General features: G+C 67.2%; 17 protein-coding genes. 15 read left to right on the top strand and 2 right to left on the bottom strand.

Translation table 11 applies throughout. The annotated features are described in order from the left end of the window. Positions 1-344: 344 nt before the first annotated feature. The 6 genes from B2J86_RS04210 (at position 345) to B2J86_RS04185 (ending at position 10,154) form a co-directional block, all read left to right on the top strand. A complete protein-coding gene (locus B2J86_RS04210) occupies positions 345-1,049 on the top strand; it encodes a transposase (RefSeq protein WP_173024781.1) in 705 nt (234 codons plus the stop codon). Between the two features lie 176 nt (positions 1,050-1,225). Beyond that, positions 1,226-5,977, top strand: a complete 4,752-nt coding sequence (locus tag B2J86_RS04205) for a glutamate synthase-related protein (protein ID WP_173024780.1) — start codon at positions 1,226-1,228, stop codon at positions 5,975-5,977. Between the two features lie 45 nt (positions 5,978-6,022). After that, positions 6,023-7,501 carry a glutamate synthase subunit beta gene (locus B2J86_RS04200; RefSeq protein ID WP_173024779.1) on the top strand — a complete coding sequence of 493 codons (1,479 nt, stop codon included), beginning with the start codon at positions 6,023-6,025 and terminating at the stop codon, positions 7,499-7,501. Between the two features lie 327 nt (positions 7,502-7,828). Then, positions 7,829-8,632, top strand: coding sequence for an amino acid ABC transporter substrate-binding protein (locus B2J86_RS04195; protein ID WP_169169965.1), 804 nt, complete (start codon positions 7,829-7,831; stop codon positions 8,630-8,632). A 111-nt stretch (positions 8,633-8,743) separates the two neighbouring features. Continuing rightward, positions 8,744-9,397, top strand: coding sequence for an amino acid ABC transporter permease (locus tag B2J86_RS04190; RefSeq protein WP_169169966.1), 654 nt, complete (start codon positions 8,744-8,746; stop codon positions 9,395-9,397). Further along, on the top strand, positions 9,378-10,154 hold the full coding sequence (locus B2J86_RS04185) for an amino acid ABC transporter ATP-binding protein (protein WP_169169967.1): 777 nt from the start codon (positions 9,378-9,380) through the stop codon (positions 10,152-10,154). Before B2J86_RS04190 ends, B2J86_RS04185 begins: the two co-directional genes overlap by 20 nt. Positions 10,155-10,240: 86 nt before the next feature. Here B2J86_RS04185 and speE read toward each other — a convergent pair whose 3' ends face one another. Together speE and speD are read right to left on the bottom strand one after the other, a co-directional pair. Beyond that, positions 10,241-11,182: a polyamine aminopropyltransferase gene (gene speE / locus B2J86_RS04180; protein WP_169169968.1), complete on the bottom strand. Its 942-nt coding sequence runs from the start codon at positions 11,180-11,182 to the stop codon at positions 10,241-10,243. A 173-nt stretch (positions 11,183-11,355) separates the two neighbouring features. Further along, positions 11,356-11,763 carry an adenosylmethionine decarboxylase gene (speD, locus tag B2J86_RS04175; RefSeq protein WP_169169969.1) on the bottom strand — a complete coding sequence of 136 codons (408 nt, stop codon included), beginning with the start codon at positions 11,761-11,763 and terminating at the stop codon, positions 11,356-11,358. 337 nt (positions 11,764-12,100) lie between these two features. Here speD and B2J86_RS04170 point away from each other — a divergent pair, with 337 nt between their 5' ends. The 9 genes from B2J86_RS04170 (at position 12,101) to B2J86_RS04130 (ending at position 18,075) form a co-directional block, all read left to right on the top strand. Next, the gene (locus tag B2J86_RS04170; protein ID WP_169169970.1) at positions 12,101-12,934 is read left to right on the top strand and encodes an ABC transporter ATP-binding protein; all 834 of its coding nucleotides are present in this window, start codon (positions 12,101-12,103) and stop codon (positions 12,932-12,934) included. After that, positions 12,931-13,713 carry a lipid asymmetry maintenance ABC transporter permease subunit MlaE gene (mlaE, locus tag B2J86_RS04165; protein WP_169169971.1) on the top strand — a complete coding sequence of 261 codons (783 nt, stop codon included), beginning with the start codon at positions 12,931-12,933 and terminating at the stop codon, positions 13,711-13,713. The genes B2J86_RS04170 and mlaE overlap by 4 nt, the downstream gene beginning before the upstream one ends. A 37-nt stretch (positions 13,714-13,750) precedes the next feature. Beyond that, complete coding sequence (mlaD, locus tag B2J86_RS04160; protein ID WP_169169972.1) at positions 13,751-14,236, top strand: outer membrane lipid asymmetry maintenance protein MlaD; 486 nt, start codon at positions 13,751-13,753, stop codon at positions 14,234-14,236. Continuing rightward, a complete protein-coding gene (locus B2J86_RS04155; RefSeq protein WP_169169973.1) occupies positions 14,233-15,027 on the top strand; it encodes a VacJ family lipoprotein in 795 nt (264 codons plus the stop codon). Before mlaD ends, B2J86_RS04155 begins: the two co-directional genes overlap by 4 nt. A gap of 37 nt (positions 15,028-15,064) precedes the next feature. Next, entirely contained in the window at positions 15,065-15,694 is a 630-nt protein-coding gene (locus B2J86_RS04150; RefSeq protein WP_169169974.1) for a phospholipid-binding protein MlaC, read from the top strand. A 15-nt stretch (positions 15,695-15,709) separates the two neighbouring features. Next, positions 15,710-15,982 (top strand): lipid asymmetry maintenance protein MlaB, encoded by a 273-nt coding sequence (locus B2J86_RS04145; protein WP_169169993.1) that lies wholly within the window; start codon positions 15,710-15,712, stop codon positions 15,980-15,982. 96 nt (positions 15,983-16,078) lie between these two features. After that, entirely contained in the window at positions 16,079-17,023 is a 945-nt protein-coding gene (locus B2J86_RS04140; protein WP_169169975.1) for an ABC transporter ATP-binding protein, read from the top strand. Continuing rightward, complete coding sequence (locus B2J86_RS04135; RefSeq protein WP_169169976.1) at positions 17,020-17,772, top strand: ABC transporter permease; 753 nt, start codon at positions 17,020-17,022, stop codon at positions 17,770-17,772. Before B2J86_RS04140 ends, B2J86_RS04135 begins: the two co-directional genes overlap by 4 nt. Positions 17,773-17,829: 57 nt before the next feature. Further along, complete coding sequence (locus B2J86_RS04130) at positions 17,830-18,075, top strand: BolA family protein (protein WP_169169977.1); 246 nt, start codon at positions 17,830-17,832, stop codon at positions 18,073-18,075. Positions 18,076-18,094: the final 19 nt, after the last annotated feature.

Below are 18,094 nucleotides of genomic sequence, written 5' to 3'. Positions count from 1 at the left end.
CGACTGTTTGAGCCACGCAGTGGCGAGTTGGAGCGAGACCCCGCTGGGCGCGAGCACCGCAGGGTGCCCCAGCGCGCAGCGCTGGGGGCGCAGACTTCGGGTCGCCTTTCTTTTGGGTACTTTTCTTTGGCGAAGCAAAGAAAAGTACCTCGCCCGCCGGGGCGAGACCCGGCCTCTGCCCCCAGCGAAGGGCACATCGTCAATAAACGCAAGGAACCCAAGAAAAGCCGCCCGCCGAGGCGAGATCCGGCCTCCGCCCTCGGCAACAAGCGCACAACTAATCAATCTAATCGGGGTCAGACACCAATTTAAAATTGCGCACATCGTCCTCTCTGGAACTTCCCATGGCCCGCCTGCCCCGTCTGACCCTGCCCGGCTACCCGCACCACATCATCCAGCGCGGCAACAACCGCCAGATGATCTTTGCGGACAAACAGGACTTCGAGACCATGCTCGCGCTCTTGACCGAGAGCGCGCAAAAGTTCGGCGTGGCGGTGCATGCCTATGTGCTGATGGACAACCACTTCCACCTGCTGGCCACACCGTCCACCGCCGAGGCGCTGCCGCTGATGATGCAGGCCGTGGGGCGCAGCTATGTGCGCACTTTCAACCAGCGCCATGGCCGCTCTGGCACGCTGTGGGAAGGGCGCTACCGTTCGACGCTGATCGAGACCGAGCGCTACCTGCTGGCCTGCATGGTCTACCTCGACCTGAACCCGGTGCGCGCCGGCAGGGTGGCGCAGCCGGGTGCCTGGCCCTGGTCCAGCCATGCCCACCACCTGGGCCAGCGCAGCGACAAGCTGGTCACGCCGCATGCGCTGTACTGGGCGCTGGGCAACACGCCCTTTGCGCGCGAGGCCGCTTATGCCGCGCTGGTGCAGGCAGGCATCGGCCATGGCGAGCAGGTGGCGCTGACCGACGCGGCCTTGCGCGGCTGGGCTCTGGGAAGTGCGGATTTTGTCGCGGCCTTGCAAAAAAAATCGCCACGCCGCGTTACCAAAGCCAAGCCAGGGCGGCCGCCTAGCGTGCGAAAAATCATGGTCAAATAGCCTCGCATCCCTTTGTATGTCTTAACTATTTGCTATTGAATTTGATTCGTCCCTAATTTAAATAGATGGGTTAATTAGTTCATTTAATTGGAATCTGACCCCTATTATTTTGCTTGCACCCGTATGTTGCATTGCACTAATCTTGTGTTTCTGTGAACACACAAGAGATGCACACCATGACCACCGCGGCTGAAATTGCGCACCTGACACAACACGGCCTGTATGCGGCCGGGCATGAGCACGATGCCTGCGGGCTGGGCTTTGTGGCCCATATCCAGGGCGAGAAGCGCCACGACATCGTCACGCAGGCGCTGAAGATCCTCGAGAACATCGACCACCGCGGCGCGGTGGGGGCCGACAAGCTGATGGGCGATGGCGCGGGCATTCTGATCCAGATTCCCGACGCGCTCTACCGCGAGGAGATGGCCCGGGCCGGAACGGCCCCGGACGGTTCCGTGGGTGTCACGCTGCCCGCCGCGGGCGAGTACGGCGTCGGCATGATCTTTCTGCCCAAGGAGCACGCTTCGCGTCTGGCCTGCGAGCAGGAGATGGAGCGTGCCATCCGCGCCGAAGGCCAGGTGCTGCTGGGCTGGCGCGATGTGCCGGTGGACAAGGACATGCCGATGTCGCCCACCGTGCGCGCGAAAGAGCCCATCCTGCGCCAGGTGTTCATCGGCCGCGGCAGCGACGTGATCGTGCAGGACGCGCTCGAGCGCAAGCTCTATGTGATCCGCAAGACCGCCAGCGCCGCCATCCAGGCGCTGCGGCTCAAGCACAGCAAAGAGTATTACGTGCCCAGCATGAGCAGCCGCACCGTGATCTACAAGGGCCTGCTGCTGGCCGACCAGGTGGGCAAGTACTACCTCGACCTGCAGGACGTGCGCTGTGTCTCGGCGCTCGGCCTGGTGCACCAGCGCTTCTCGACCAACACCTTCCCCGAGTGGCCGCTGGCCCACCCGTACCGCTACGTGGCGCACAACGGCGAGATCAACACCGTCAAGGGCAACTACAACTGGATGAAGGCGCGCGAGGGCGTGATGGCGTCGCCCGTGCTGGCGGCCGACCTGCAAAAGCTCTACCCGATCAGCTTCGCCGACCAGTCGGACACGGCCACGTTCGACAACTGCCTCGAATTGCTGACCATGGCCGGCTACCCGATCAGCCAGGCCGTGATGATGATGATCCCCGAGCCCTGGGAGCAGCACACGACCATGGACCCGCGCCGGCGCGCGTTCTACGAGTACCACGCCGCCATGCTCGAGCCCTGGGACGGCCCGGCCTCCATCGTCTTCACCGACGGCCGCCAGATCGGCGCCACGCTCGACCGCAACGGCCTGCGGCCGTCCCGCTACTGCGTGACCGACGACGACCTGGTGATCCTCGCGTCCGAGTCGGGCGTGCTGCCCGTGCCCGAGAACCGCATCGTGCGCAAATGGCGCCTGCAGCCGGGCAAGATGCTGCTGATCGACCTGGAGCAGGGCCGCATGATCGACGACGACGAGCTCAAGGCCAACATCGTCAACACCAAGCCCTACAAGCAGTGGATCGAGAACCTGCGCATCAAGCTCGACAGCATCGTGCTGGACGCGCCCGTGCCTGCGCCCGCCCACCCGCTGCCCCTGCTCGACCGCCAGCAGGCCTTTGGCACCACGCAGGAAGACCTCAAGTTCCTGCTCGCGCCCATGGCCAAGAACGGTGAGGAGGGCATCGGCTCCATGGGCAACGACAGCCCGCTGGCCGTGCTCTCGGACAAGAACAAGCCGCTCTACCACTACTTCAAGCAGCTGTTCGCGCAGGTGACGAACCCGCCGATCGACCCGATCCGCGAGGCCATCGTGATGTCGCTCAACAGCTTCATCGGCCCCAAGCCGAACCTGCTCGACATCAACCAGGTCAACCCGCCGATGCGGCTCGAAGTGAGCCAGCCCGTGCTCGATTTCGCCGCCATCGCCAAGCTGCGCGACATTGAAAAACACACGCAGGGCAAGTTCAAGAGCGCCACCATCGACATCACCTACCCGCTGGCCTGGGGCAAGCAGGGCGTGGAAGCCAAGCTCGCCTCGCTGTGCGCGCAGGCGGTGGACGCGATCAAGGGCGGCGCCAACATCCTGATCATCAGCGACCGCGGCATCAGCAGCACCCAGGTGGCCATCCCGGCGCTGCTCGCGCTCTCGGCCATCCACCAGCACCTGGTCGCCAAGGGCCTGCGCACGACGGCCGGCCTGGTGGTCGAGACCGGCACCGCGCGCGAGGTGCACCACTTCGCCGTGCTCGCCGGCTACGGCGCCGAGGCCGTGCACCCCTACCTGGCGCTCGAAACGCTGGCCGACATGCACAAGGGTCTGGCGGGCGACCTGTCGGCCGACAAGGCCATCGCCAACTACACCAAGGCCATCGGCAAGGGCCTGTCCAAGATCATGTCCAAGATGGGCGTGAGCACCTACATGAGCTACTGCGGCGCGCAGCTGTTCGAGGCCATCGGCATCAACAGCGCCACCGTGGCCAAGTACTTCACCGGCACGGCCAGCCGCGTCGAAGGCATTGGCGTGTTCGAGATCGCCGAAGAGGCCATCCGCATGCACAAGGCGGCGTTCGGTGGCGACCCGCTGCTCGCGCACATGCTTGACGCCGGCGGCGAATACGCCTGGCGCGCGCGCGGCGAAGAGCACATGTGGACGCCCGACACCATTGCCAAGCTGCAGCACAGCACGCGCGCCAACCACTGGAATACGTACAAGGAATACGCCCAGCTGGTGAACGACCAGAGCCGCCGCCACATGACGCTGCGCGGCCTGTTCGAGTTCAAGTTCGACCCGGCCCAGGCCATTGCCATCGACGAGGTCGAGCCCGCCAAGGAGATCGTCAAGCGCTTTGCCACCGGCGCCATGTCGCTCGGCTCGATCAGCACCGAAGCCCACGCCACGCTGGCCGTCGCCATGAACCGCATCGGTGGCAAGAGCAACACCGGCGAGGGCGGCGAGGATGCGGCGCGCTACCGCAACGAGCTCAAGGGCATCCCGATCAAGGTCGGCGACACGCTCAAGAGCGTGATCGGCGCCGAGAACGTCGAGGTCGACCTGCCGCTGCAGGACGGCGACTCGCTGCGCAGCCGCATCAAGCAGGTGGCGTCGGGCCGCTTTGGCGTCACGGCCGAATACCTCTCGTCGGCCGACCAGATCCAGATCAAGATGGCCCAGGGCGCCAAGCCCGGCGAGGGCGGCCAGCTGCCCGGCGGCAAGGTGAGCGAATACATCGGCAAGCTGCGCCACAGCGTGCCCGGCGTAGGCCTGATCTCGCCGCCGCCGCACCACGACATCTATTCGATCGAAGACCTGGCGCAGCTGATCCACGACCTCAAGAACGTGGCGCCGCACGCCAGCATCAGCGTCAAGCTCGTCTCCGAAGTGGGCGTGGGCACGGTCGCCGCGGGCGTCGCCAAGTGCAAGAGCGATCACGTGGTGATCGCGGGCCACGACGGCGGCACGGGCGCCTCGCCCTGGTCGTCGATCAAGCACGCCGGCAGCCCCTGGGAGATCGGCCTGGCCGAGACCCAGCAGACGCTGGTCTTGAACCGCCTGCGCGGGCGCATCCGCGTGCAGGCCGACGGCCAGATGAAGACCGGCCGCGACGTCGCCATCGGCGCGCTGCTCGGCGCCGACGAGTTCGGCTTTGCCACCGCGCCGCTGGTGGTCGAGGGCTGCATCATGATGCGCAAGTGCCACCTCAACACCTGCCCGGTGGGCGTGGCCACGCAGGACCCGGCCTTGCGCGCCAAGTTTTCGGGCAAGCCCGAGCACGTCGTCAACTACTTCTTCTTCGTCGCCGAGGAAGTGCGCCAGATCATGGCGCAGCTGGGCATCCGCAAGTTCGACGAGCTGATCGGCCGCACCGACCTGCTCGACATGCGCGCCGGCATCGAACACTGGAAGGCCAGCGGCCTGGACTTCAGCCGCCTGTTTGCCCAGCCGCTGGTGGGCGCCGACGTGCCGCGCTACCACACCGAAGAGCAGGACCACAACCTGGGCCACACGCTCGACCGCAAGCTGATCGAACGCTGCCGCCCCGCCATCGAACACGGCGAGCGCGTGCAGATCATGGAGGTGGCGCGCAATGTCAACCGCACCGTGGGCGCCATGCTCTCGGGCGCGGTCACGCGCCAGCACCCCGAGGGCCTGCCCGACGACACCATCCGCATCCAGTTCGAGGGCACGGGCGGGCAGTCCTTTGGCGCCTTCCTCGCGCGTGGCATCACGCTGAGCCTGATCGGCGACGCCAACGACTACACCGGCAAGGGCCTCTCGGGCGGCCGCATCGTGGTGCGACCGAGCCTGGACTTCCGCGGCGAGGCGGCGCGCAACACCATCGTCGGCAACACCGTGCTGTACGGCGCGACCAGCGGCGAGGCCTTCTTCAGCGGCGTGGCCGGCGAGCGCTTTGCCGTGCGCCTGTCGGGCGCCACGGCGGTGGTCGAGGGCACGGGCGACCATGGCTGCGAGTACATGACGGGCGGCACCGTGGTGGTGCTCGGCAAGACCGGGCGCAACTTTGCCGCCGGCATGAGCGGCGGCGTGGCCTATGTCTACGACGAGGACGGCCAGTTCCACATGCGCTGCAACATGGCCATGGTGGCGCTCGAGCGCATCGTGCCCAGCGACGAGCAGCTCGCCACGCACCCGCACGCCCGCCACCAGGGCAAGACCGACGAGGCGCTGCTCAAGAAGATGCTGGAGGACCACAACCGCTGGACCGGCAGCAAGCGCGCACGCGAGCTGCTCGACCACTGGGCCGCTTCGCGCGCCAAGTTCGTCAAGGTCTTCCCGACCGAGTACAAGCGCGCGCTGTCCGAGATGTATGAGCGAAAAGTGCTCGAAGACGCCGCCACGCCTGCGGTTGCAGCTCCTGAAAACGAAGCGGTGGCGGCCAAGTAAGCCGGTTTGCCACACGCCACGCACAGCATTCACTAGGACACGGACATGGGAAAGACCACCGGCTTCATGGAATACGAGCGCATCGAGGAGGGCTACCGGCCCGTGCCCGAGCGCGTCAAGAGCTACAAGGAATTCGTCATCGGCCTCGACGACGCGCAGGCCAAGGTGCAGGCGGCGCGCTGCATGGACTGCGGCACGCCGTTTTGCAACAGTGGCTGCCCGGTCAACAACGTCATTCCGGACTTCAACGATCTGGTCTACCAGAGCGACTGGAAGAGCGCCTTTGCCGTGCTCGACTCGACCAACAACTTCCCCGAGTTCACCGGCCGCATCTGCCCCGCGCCCTGCGAGGCGGCCTGCGTGCTGAACGTGAACGACGATCCCGTTGGCATCAAGAGCATCGAGCACGCCATCATCGACCGCGCCTGGGAGCACGGCTGGGTCACGCCGCAGCCGGCCCGCCACCAGACGGGCAAAACGGTGGCCGTGGTCGGTTCGGGTCCGGCCGGCTTGGCCGCGGCCCAGCAGCTGGCGCGCGCCGGCCACAGCGTGACCGTGTTCGAGAAGAACGACCGCATCGGCGGCCTGCTGCGCTATGGCATTCCCGACTTCAAGATGGAAAAAAGCCACATCGACAAGCGCGTGGCGCAGATGGAGGCCGAGGGCGTGCGGTTCCGCACCGCCGTCTTCGTCGGCGCCGCGCAGGACGGCCTGGGCCAGGGTTCCAAGGTCACCAACTGGGCCAAGGAAACCATCACGCCCGAACAGCTGCAGCAGCAATTTGACGCCGTGCTGCTGGCCGGCGGTGCCGAGCAGTCGCGCGACCTGCCGGTGCCGGGGCGCGACCTCGCCGGCGTGCACTTCGCCATGGAGTTCCTGCCGCAGCAAAACAAGGTCAACGCCGGCGACAAGGTCAAGGGCCAGATTTCAGCGACCGGCAAGCACGTCATCGTGATCGGCGGCGGCGACACCGGCAGCGACTGCGTGGGCACCAGCAACCGCCATGGCGCGGCCAGCGTGACGCAGTTCGAGGTCATGCCGCAGCCGCCAGAAGAGGAAAACCGGCCGCTGACCTGGCCCTACTGGCCGCTCAAGCTGCGCACCAGCTCCAGCCACGAAGAGGGCTGCGCGCGCGCCTTCGCCATCTCCACCAAGGAGTTCACGGGCGAGAAGGGCAAGCTCAAGGGCCTGACCACGGTGCAGGTCGAATTCAAGGAGGGCCGGCTGGTCGAAGTGCCGGGCACCGAACAGCACCACCCCGCCGACCTGGTGCTGCTGGCCATGGGCTTCGTCAGCCCCGTGGCCCCCGTGCTCGACGCCTTTGGCGTCGACAAGGACGCGCGCGGCAATGCCCGCGCCAGCACCGACTTTGACGGCGGCTACGCCACCAGCGTGCCCAAGGTGTTCGCCGCAGGCGACATCCGGCGCGGGCAGAGCCTGGTCGTCTGGGCGATTCGCGAGGGCCGCCAGGCCGCGCGCGCGGTCGACGAGTTCCTGATGGGTTTCAGCGACCTGCCGCGTTGACCAGGCCGCGCCCGGCCCCCGCAAATCGCCCCAGGGGCGACAGGAGTGGGCTGCGGGCTGGCCGCCCGCAGCGCGCGCGGTCGACGAGTTCCTGATGGGTTTCAGCGACCTGCCGCGCTGACACGGCCAGGCGCACTGTCGCTGCGTGAGGGGCTTGATCGCCTGGCGCGCTGAAGTCCTTTCCCGCGGGCGCGTTTTGTGCCGCGCGATTCGGGGTTAACCCGAATATCGGGGACAATGCGGACTTCCTGGGGCCCCCGCGGCAGGGCAGACTGCCCTGTGCGTGGGGCCCTGCGTCCGTTTTTATCCCTGGAAACTCCACCCACCATGAAAAAACTCACTGCTGTTTTGTTGTTGTCCATGGGCGTCCTGTTGGCCGCGTGCGGTAAGCAAGAGCCCGCCGCCCAGGCCGCCGCAGAGTCGACCCCGGCCCCCGCCGCCATCACCAAGATCGTGGTCGGCCTGGACGACAACTTTCCGCCCATGGGTTTCCGCGACGAAAAGAACGAGCTGGTCGGTTTTGACGTCGACATGGCCCGTGAGGCCAGCAAGCGCCTGGGCGTGGAGGTCGAATTCAAGCCGATCGACTGGAGCGCCAAGGAAGCCGAACTCAACAGCAAGCGCGTGGACGTGCTCTGGAACGGCCTGACCATCACCGAAGAGCGCAAGAAGAACATCGACTTCACGGCCCCCTACATGGAAAACCACCAGATCGTCGTGGTGGGCGCCAGCTCCGCGGTCAAGACCAAGGCCGATCTGGCCGGCAAGGTCGTCGGCGCGCAGGAAGGCAGCAGCGCTGTCGACGCGGTGAAGAAGGACGATGCCGTGTTCCAGACGTTCAAGGAGTTCAAGACCTTCGGCGACAACGTGACGGCGCTGATGGACCTGGCGACGGGCCGCCTCGACGCGGTGGTGGTCGATGAGGTGGTGGGCCGCTACTACGTGGCCAAGAAGCCCGCCGACTACGCCGTGCTCGACGAGCACTTCGGCACCGAAGACTACGGCGTGGGCGTGCGCAAGGACGACACCGACCTGCACAGCAAGCTCGACAAGGCCCTGGTCGACATGAAGGCGGACGGCACCTCGGCCAAGATCGCCACCCAGTGGTTTGGCAAGGACATCATCAAGTAACCTCTGCAGGGCTGAGCACACCGGCTGAGCCGCCCGTCGGCCAGCCGGTGTTTTGCGTTTGCGCCGCCCCGTCCGTGGCGCGGCGCACGGGCGGAACCTGAGGCAATGGGCATGGACTACGCGCTTTCAATGATGGCTCCACTGTGGCAAGGCGCCACGGTGACGCTCAAGCTTTTCTTCATCACGCTCGCGCTGGCCGTGCCGCTGGGCCTGGCGCTGGCGCTGGCGCGCATCTCGCCCTTTCGCTCGCTGAGCCTGCTGGTCAACGGCTACATCTGGCTGATGCGCGGCACGCCGCTGATGCTGCAGATGCTGTTCATCTACTTCGCGCTGCCCTTCGTTCCGGTGATCGGCGTGCGCCTGCCCGACTTTCCGGCCGCCGTGCTGGCGTTTGCGCTCAACTACGCGGCCTACTTCGCCGAAATCTTCCGCGCCGGCATCCAGTCGGTGGACCGCGGCCAGTACGAGGCCGCCAAGGTGCTGGGCATGGGCTACGGCCAGACCATGCGCCGCATCGTGCTGCCGCAGATGGTGCGCCGCATCCTGCCGCCCATGAGCAACGAGACCATCACGCTGGTCAAGGACACCTCGCTGATCTACGTGCTGGCGCTCAACGACCTGCTGCGCGCCGCGCGCGGCATCGTGCAGCGCGACTTCACGACCACGCCGTTCATCGTCGCCGCCGCCTTCTATCTGACCATGACCCTGGTGCTGACCTGGGGCTTCCAGCGCCTGGAGAACCGCTATGCCAAACACGACGCCTGAGCCCATGATCGAGGCGCGCGGCCTCTGCAAGAGCTTCGGCCCCACGCGGGTGCTCAAGAACGTGTCTCTGCGCCTGGACCGCGGCGAGGTCGTGGCCGTGATCGGGCCGTCGGGCTCGGGCAAGAGCACCTTTTTGCGCTGCCTCAACCACCTCGAAACCATCGACAGCGGCTACCTCGCCATCGAGCGCGAGGTGGTGGTCACGACCGACGCCCACGGGCACTGCCGCTACGTGCCCGACGCGCAGGTGCGCCGCATCTGCCGCAAGATGGGCATGGTGTTCCAGCACTTCAACCTGTTTCCGCACCTCACGGTGCTGCAGAACATCATCGAGGCACCGATGGTGGTCAAGGGCCTGTCGGCGGCCGAGATCACGCCCAAGGCCGAGGCCTTGCTCGCCAAGGTCGGCCTGAGCGAGAAGCGCGACAGCTACCCCGCGCGCCTGTCGGGCGGGCAAAAGCAGCGCGTGGCGATCGCGCGCGCGCTGGCCATGGAGCCCGACATCATGCTGTTCGACGAGCCCACGTCAGCGCTCGACCCCGAGCTCACGGGCGAGGTGCTGCGCACGATGCGCCAGCTGGCCGACGAGCGCATGACGATGCTGGTGGTCACGCACGAGATGGGTTTTGCGCGCGAGGTCGCCAACAGCGTGGTCTTCATGGACCAGGGCGAAATCCTTGAGGCGCAGCCCGCCGCCGAATTCTTCGCCCAGCCGCGCCACGAGCGCACGCGCGCCTTCCTGAACCACATGCTTTGAAAAGGATAGCTTCCAGCGCTTGCTGGGTAAGCGTTGGAAGCCGATTTGACCGATATTCCTGCCCGCCGCGCGCGGGCAGGGTTTTTTCAGGCCGGCAGCACGGCCACGGCCGGAATGCTGTCGGGGTCGATGGCCTCGTCGAGCGTGCCGCCGCGGTGGATCGGCTGCGCCGGCTGCGCCAGCAGGGTGCGCACGAAGTTGGGCTGCGCCAGCAGCGCCTGGTGCGTGGCGCCGTTGTAGAGCTGCAAGTCCTGCAGGCCGCGCGCGGCAATGCGCGCGTCGACCTCGTCAGCGCCGAGCAGCGCCGGATCGGTGCTGTCCGAGGCCATCGCCATGCACCACAGCGTGCCGTACAGCGGCACGTACTGCAGGTAGGGCCGCACGATGGGGAAGGCCGCGCGCAGCGAGGCGGCGATGCGCGCCATCGAGCCGGGCAGGTGGATCGGCGAGCCCAGGTGCAGCGACAGCACGCCGCCGGGGTTCAGCGCGCGCCGGCAGGCCTGGTAGAACTCCACCGTGTAGAGGTCGAGCGCCGGGCCGAACGGGTCGGTCAGGTCGAGCACGATCTGGTCGAAGCGCTCGCTGCACGACTCGATCAGCGCGCGCGCGTCGCCCAGGCGCAGCTCCAGACGCGGGTCGTCGAAGGCGCCGCGGTGGATGTTGCCGAGCCATTCGCGCGCGAGCTGCACCACGTCGGCGTCGAGCTCGGCCAGCACCACGCGCTCCATGCCCGGGTGCTTGAGCAGCTCCTCGGCCGCGCCGCCGTCGCCGCCGCCGACCACCAGCGCGCTGCGCGGACCCGCATGGGCGATAGCGGGCAGGTGCACCATGGGCTCGTGGTAGAAGAATTCGTCGCGCTCGGACGTCATGAAGCAGCCGTCGATGCGCATCACGCGGCCGAACAGCGCGTTCTCGAACACCTCGATGTGCTGCCACGGTGACTGCTTTTGCGCCAGCAGCTGGGCCTCGCGCAGGTAAAAGCCGAAGTCGGGCGTCAGGCGCTCGGCCACGTAGCGTGGTCCGGCCATGTCAACGCTCCTTTCTTCTGTATGCGTCGTACGCAGCCCATGCAACCGGCGCAGCCCATGCCAGCAACCGCCGCGCAAGGGCCGCCCCGCCGCGCTGGCGGTGTCCCCCCTCCGCGCGATAGCGACAGAGAGGGGGGAAGGCGCGAAGCGACTCAGGGGGGTGTTGCTTCATTTCAGGCGCGCTCGACGCGGTGCAGGTGCGGGTCGCTCGGGCTGAAGGCCGCCTGGATATCGTCGAACAGCTTCTGCGCCTTCGGGCGGTTGTTGGTGGAGTAGTTGCACACATACACGTCGAGCGTGACGTAGCCGGCCTCGGGCCAGGTGTGGATCGACAGGTGCGACTCGGCCAGCACGACCACGCCGGTCACGCCGCCGCCTTCGCCAAAGCTGTGGAACAGGCTGCCGACCGACGTCAGGCCGGCGTCGGCCACGCGCGCCTTGCAGAAGGCTTCGAGGTGGGCGGCGTCGAGCATCAGGCGGCTGTCGCACAAGCACCCGTACAGGTCACCGATCAGGTGCAGGCCCGTGGCCTGGCGCGGGACGGCGGCAGTGATGGGCACGACTTGTTGGAAGTTTTTCATGGAATGGTTCCCTTTTGCGAGGTTGGCAAAACCGGTGGGCACGCGGCAGAGGGCCCGTGTCCACCGTCCCGTGCGCCGCTGGCGTGCGCACACAAGGAAGGGAGAAGCGTTGCCGGCCCAATTGCCGCGCCCTCGTTCCGTTGTGCGCTTGTACGCCAAAGCAACGCTGACAGCAGTCCGCTCGGCCGGCCGAGCGGGTCATTTCTGAACCGATCATTATAACTTCCTGCTATTTGCATGGATCTGACACCCGTCCGGCAGCTCAGGGCTTTCCCTATATGATGTAGGTTACGCGCCGCACCTCTTTTTGTGTGCGGCGCTTCTGTCTGCCCCATCCATGTCCTCTTCTTCACCGCCCACCTCTCCCGCGCTGGTCGAGCTGCGCGATGTCCATTTCGGCTATGGCGAGCGGCCGGTGCTGAACGGGCTGTCGCTCACCGTGCCGCGCGGCAAGGTGACGGCCATCATGGGTGCCTCGGGCGGCGGCAAGACCACGGTGCTGCGCCTGATCGGCGGCCAGCAGCGCGCCCAGCGCGGCGAGGTGCTGTTTGATGGCCAGGACGTGGGCCGCATGGACGCTGACGGCCTCTATGCCGCGCGCCGGCGCATGGGCATGCTGTTCCAGTACGGTGCCCTGTTCACCGACATGAGCGTGTTCGAGAACGTGGCGTTTCCGCTGCGCGAGCACACCGACCTGCCCGAGCCGCTGGTGCGCGACATCGTGCTGATGAAGCTGCATGCCGTGGGCCTGCGCGGCGCGCGCGACCTGATGCCGGGCCAGATCTCGGGCGGCATGGGCCGGCGCGTGGCGCTCGCGCGCTCGATCGCGCTCGACCCCGAGCTGATCATGTACGACGAGCCCTTTGCGGGGCTGGACCCGATCTCGCTCGGCACGGCCGCGCAGCTGATCCGCGCGCTCAACGATGCGATGGGCCTCACCACCATCCTGGTGTCGCACGACCTCGAGGCCACGTTCGCGCTGGCCGACCATGTCGTCATCCTGGGGCCGGGCACCATCGCCGCGCAGGGCACGCCCGACGAGGTGCGGCGCAGCCAGGACCCGCTGGTGCACCAGTTCGTCAACGCGCTGCCCACCGGGCCCGTGCCGTTCCACTACCCGGGTCCTGCGGTGGAGCAGGACTTTGGCGCGCTGACCGGGAGCACACCATGAGCTGGTACAAGCCGGCCGACGTGGGCTTTGCCGCGCGCCGCAAGCTCGCCGACATCGGCATGGGCGCGCGACTGCTGGCGCGGCTGCTGCGCCTGCTGCCCGCCGCGCTCCAGCGGCCCGGCTTGGTGCGCGACCAGATCCATTTCCTGGGCAATTATTCGCTGGCCATCATCGGCGTTTCGGGCCTGTTTGTCGGCTTCGTGCTCGGCCTGCAGGGCTACTACACCTTGCAGCGTTATGGCTCGACCGAGGCGCTGGGCCTGCTTGTGGCGCTGTCGCTGGTGCGCGAACTGGGGCCGGTCATCACGGCGCTGCTGTTTGCCGGGCGCGCCGGCACCTCGCTCACGGCCGAGATCGGCCTGATGCGCGCGGGCGAGCAGCTCAGCGCGATGGAGATGATGGCCGTGGACCCGGTGCGCCGCATCCTGGTGCCGCGCTTCTGGGGCGGCGTCATTGCGATGCCGGTGCTGGCCCTGGTGTTCAACGCGGTCGGCGTGCTCGGCGGATGGTTTGTGGCGGTCGTGATGCTCGGCATCGATGCCGGCTCGTTCTGGAGCCAGATGCAGGGCGGTGTGGACGTGTTCAAGGACGTCGGCAACGGCGTCATCAAGAGCCTGGTGTTCGGCTTCACGGTCACTTTCGTCGCCCTGCTGCAGGGCTACACGGCGAAGCCGACGCCCGAGGGCGTGTCGCGGGCGACCACGCGCACCGTGGTGGTGGCGTCGCTGGCGGTACTGGGCCTGGACTTTGTCCTCACGGCCCTCATGTTCAGTCTCTGACGCGGGCCCGGGGCCCGCGGCACAAGGAAAACCAACAATGCAACAGTCCAAAAACGATGTCTGGGTGGGCCTGTTCGTCATGCTCGGCGCGGTGGCGCTGGTGTTTCTGGCATTGCAGGCGGCCAATTTGCTCAGCCTCAACTTCCAGTCCGGCTACCGGGTCACGGCGCGCTTTGACAACATCGGCGGCCTCAAGCCCAAGGCGGCGGTGCGCAGCGCCGGCGTGGTGGTCGGGCGCGTCGAGTCGATCACCTTTGACGACAAGACTTACCAGGCCAGCGTGACGCTGGCGCTGGAAAACCGCTACGCTTTTCCCAAGGACAGCTCACTCAAGATCCTGACCAGCGGCCTGCTGGGCGAGCAGTACATCGGCATCGAGGCCGGTGCCGACGAGCATCACCTGGCCAACGGCGACCGGGTGGTGGCGACGCAGTCGGCCGTGGTGTTGGAAAATCTCATCAGCCAGTTCCTCTACAGCAAGGCGGCGGACGGCGCGACGCCGTCCGCGGGCAGCAACAAATGACCACCTCTTCCCGCGCAGGACATCCCTGCCATCCCACCCCTGCCGGCGCCGCCCGCGCGCCCGCGCCCCTGCGCGCCTGGGCCGTGGGCACGCTGGTGCTGGCGCTGGCCGGCTGCGCCACGGGCCCGCGCAACGACCCGCTGGAGCCCTACAACCGGGGCATGGCGCAGTTCAACCAGGCGGTCGATAATGCGGTGCTCAAGCCCGTGGCCCAGGCCTACACGGACCTCACGCCCGCCGTGGCGCGCACCGGGGTGAGCAACTTCTTTGCCAACCTCGGCGATGCCTGGTCGTTCGTCAACAACGTGCTGCAGCTGCGCGCAGAAGCCGCCCTCAACAGCCTGGTGCGCTTCAACGTCAACACCGTGTTCGGTATCGGCGGCCTGTTCGATGTGGCCAGTGAAATGGGCATCGACCGCGCCAAGCAGGACTTTGGCCTCACGCTGGCGCGCTGGGGCGTGCCCACGGGGCCCTATTTGGTGCTGCCCATCCTGGGGCCTTCGACCGTGCGCGACACGCTCGCGCTGCCGGTGGACTGGCAGGGCAACCTGCTCGGCCAGGTGACCCCGGTGTCGGCGCGCAACAGCCTGTATGGCCTGCGCGCGGTCGACACGCGCGCGAGCCTGCTGCGCGCCGGCGAGGTGCTCGATGCCGCGGCGCTCGACAAGTACAGCTTCACGCGCGATGTCTACCTGCGCCTGCGCGAACAGCGCAGCGAGCCGCCCGGTCCGGGGCAATATGATGAAAACGATGACAACAGCGGCATGCTGCCGCCCGAGCCCGACCACTGAGCGCCGCAGCCGCTGACGCTGCAACGAAAGGAATGAAATGAACCGACGTTTTCTGGGCCGCATGGCCGCCAGCCTCGGTGCCGCTGTGTTGCTGGCGCTGTCCCTGTCTTCGCACGCCGCGGACGAGGCGCCCGACGCGCTGATCCAGCGCCTGTCGAACCAGGTGCTCGACACCTTGCGCACCGACAAGTCGCTGCAGTCCGGCGATGTGCAGAAGGTCATTGCCCTCGTGGACAGCACCGTCATGCCCTATGTGAACTTCCGGCGCATGACGGCCGCGGCCGTGGGGCCGGGCTGGCGCCAGGCCACGCCGGCGCAGCAGCAGCGCCTGCAGGACGAGTTCAAGATCCTGCTGGTGCGCACCTATGCCGGCGCGCTGTCGCAGTTCAACGACCAGACCGTCACCGTCAAGCCGCTGCGCGCCGCGCCCGAGGACAAGGATGTGCTGGTGCGCACCGAGGTGCGCGGCGGCCGCGGCGACCCGGTGCAGCTCGATTACCGCCTTGAAAAGGCGGGCGCGGGCTGGAAGATCTACAACCTCAACGTGCTCGGCGTGTGGCTGGTGGAAACCTACCGCAGCCAGTTTGCGCAGGAAATCAACGCCCGCGGCGTCGACGGGCTGATCCAGAGCCTGTCCGAGCGCAACAAGAGCAACGCCAAGGGCTGAGCCGCGATGGCTGCCTTGCTCGTGCTTCCTTCCGAACTGACGCAGCGCCAGGCGCGCGGCGCGCTGGGCATGCTGCTGCAGGGCATGCGCGGGCGCACCGACGCCCAGCTGGTGGTCGACGCGAGCGCCCTGCAGGTCTTCGACAGCTCGGCGCTGGCCGTGCTGCTCGAATGCCGGCGCGAGGCCCTGGCGGCGCGCCAGGCCTTTGCCATCAAGGGCCTGCCGCCCGCGCTGGCCCGCATGGCGGCGCTGTACGGCGTGGCGCCCCTGCTGCCCAGCGCGGCATGAGCCTGACCCCCGTGGGCAATGCCCCCAGGGCGGGTGCCAGCGCCGCGCTGCGCGGCGGCGGCGCGCGGCCCCCAGGCCGTAAAATGGGCCGCTGACATGCCCGCCGTATCCTTCCAATCCGTCTCCAAGACCTACACCACGCCCCAAGGGCCGTTCCAGGCCCTCGACCACGTCAGCCTGGACATCGAGGAGGGCGAGTTCTTCGGCCTCCTGGGGCCCAATGGCGCGGGCAAGACCACCCTCATCAGCATCCTCGCCGGCCTGGCGCGCGCCAGCAGCGGCCGCGTGCTGGTGCAGGGCTGCGACGTACAGGCCGACTATGCCGCCGCGCGCCGCAAGCTCGGCGTGGTGCCCCAGGAGCTGGTGTTCGACCCCTTCTTCAATGTGCGCGAGGCGCTGCGCTTCCAGTCGGGCTATTTCGGCGTGCAGAACAACGGCGCCTGGATCGACGAGCTCCTGCACAGCCTGGGCCTGGCCGACAAGGCCGGCGCCAACATGCGCCAGCTCTCGGGCGGCATGAAGCGGCGCGTGCTGGTGGCGCAGGCGCTGGTGCACAAGCCGCCCATCATCGTGCTCGACGAGCCCACCGCCGGGGTCGACGTGGAGCTGCGCCAGACGCTGTGGCAGTTTGTCGCGCGCCTGAACAAGGAAGGCCACACCGTGCTGCTGACCACGCACTACCTCGAAGAGGCCGAGGCGCTGTGCGGCCGCATTGCCATGCTCAAGCGCGGCCGCGTGGTGGCACTGGACCGCACCAGCGAGCTGCTCAAGGCGGCCTCGGGCAATGTGCTCGTGTTCAAGACCGACAGCGCGCTGCCGCCGCAGATCGCGGCCGTGGCGCGCGTCACGGGCCGCATCGTGCAGTTGCCCACCGAAGACGCGCAGGCCGTCGAGCGCGCTCTGGCGGTGCTGCGCGAGGCCGGCGTCGACGTGCAGGACATGGAAATGCGCCGCGCCGACCTGGAGGACGTGTTCCTGAACGTGATGGCCAACGCCGGTGCTGGCGCCAGCGCAGATGCCATGGCGGGGCAGGCCGCATGACCGGCTGGCAGATGCTGTTCTACAAGGAGGTGCTGCGCTTCTGGAAGGTGGGCTTCCAGACCGTCGCCGCTCCGGTGCTCACCGCCGTGCTCTACCTGCTGATCTTCGGCCATGTGCTGCAGGACCGCGTGGTGTTTGGCAGCATCGGCTACGTCGCCTTTCTGGTGCCGGGCCTGGTGATGATGAGCGTGCTGCAAAACGCCTTTGCCAACAGCTCGTCGAGCCTGGTGCAAAGCAAGATCATGGGCAATCTGGTGTTCCAGCTGCTCACGCCGCTGTCGCACTGGACCTGGTTCGGCGCCTACGTCGGCTCCTCGGTGCTGCGCGGCCTCGTGGTGGGGCTGGGCGTCTTCGTGGTCACGCTGGCGTTTGCCACGCCGCAGTTCGCCGCGCCGCTGTGGATCGTGCTGTTTGGCGTGCTGGGCGCCGCGCTGCTGGCCACGCTGGGGGTGATTGCCGGGCTGTGGGCCGACAAGTTCGACCAGATGGCCACGTTCCAGAACTTCATCATCGTGCCCATGACGTTCCTGTCGGGCGTGTTCTATTCGATCCAGTCGCTGCCGCCGTTCTGGCAGGCGGTGAGCCACCTGAATCCGTTCTTTTACATGATCGACGGCTTCCGCTACGGGTTTTTTGGCCAGAGCGACGTCTCGCCCTGGCTCAGCCTGTCCATCGTGGCCACCGCCTGGGCGCTCGTGAGCCTGCTGGCCGTGCACCTGCTGCGCACCGGCTACAAGATCAGAACATGACACCCCCCGAGCCGCTGCACGCGCTGCAGGTAGCGCACAACGCAATGGATGACTGAAATGACCGCCGACCAACTCAAAGACCTCATCACCGCCAGCCTCGCCTGTGAACACATCACGCTCGAAGGCGATGGCCGCCACTGGTACGCGACCATCGTCTCGGCCGAGTTCGAGGGCAAGCGCCCGATTGCGCGCCACCAGCGCGTCTATGCGACGCTGGGCAGCAAGATGGCGACCGATGAAGTGCACGCGCTGTCGATGAAGACCTTCACCCCCGCCGAGTGGGCCGCGCAGTCCCGCGGCTGAGCGCTTGCGCGCATCAAAT

The organism is Acidovorax sp. SRB_14 (assembly GCF_012932145.1).
Lineage (GTDB): Bacteria > Pseudomonadota > Gammaproteobacteria > Burkholderiales > Burkholderiaceae_C > Simplicispira.
Note: the sequence above shows the minus strand (reverse complement) of the source record. Positions and strands in the feature narration are given on the sequence as shown.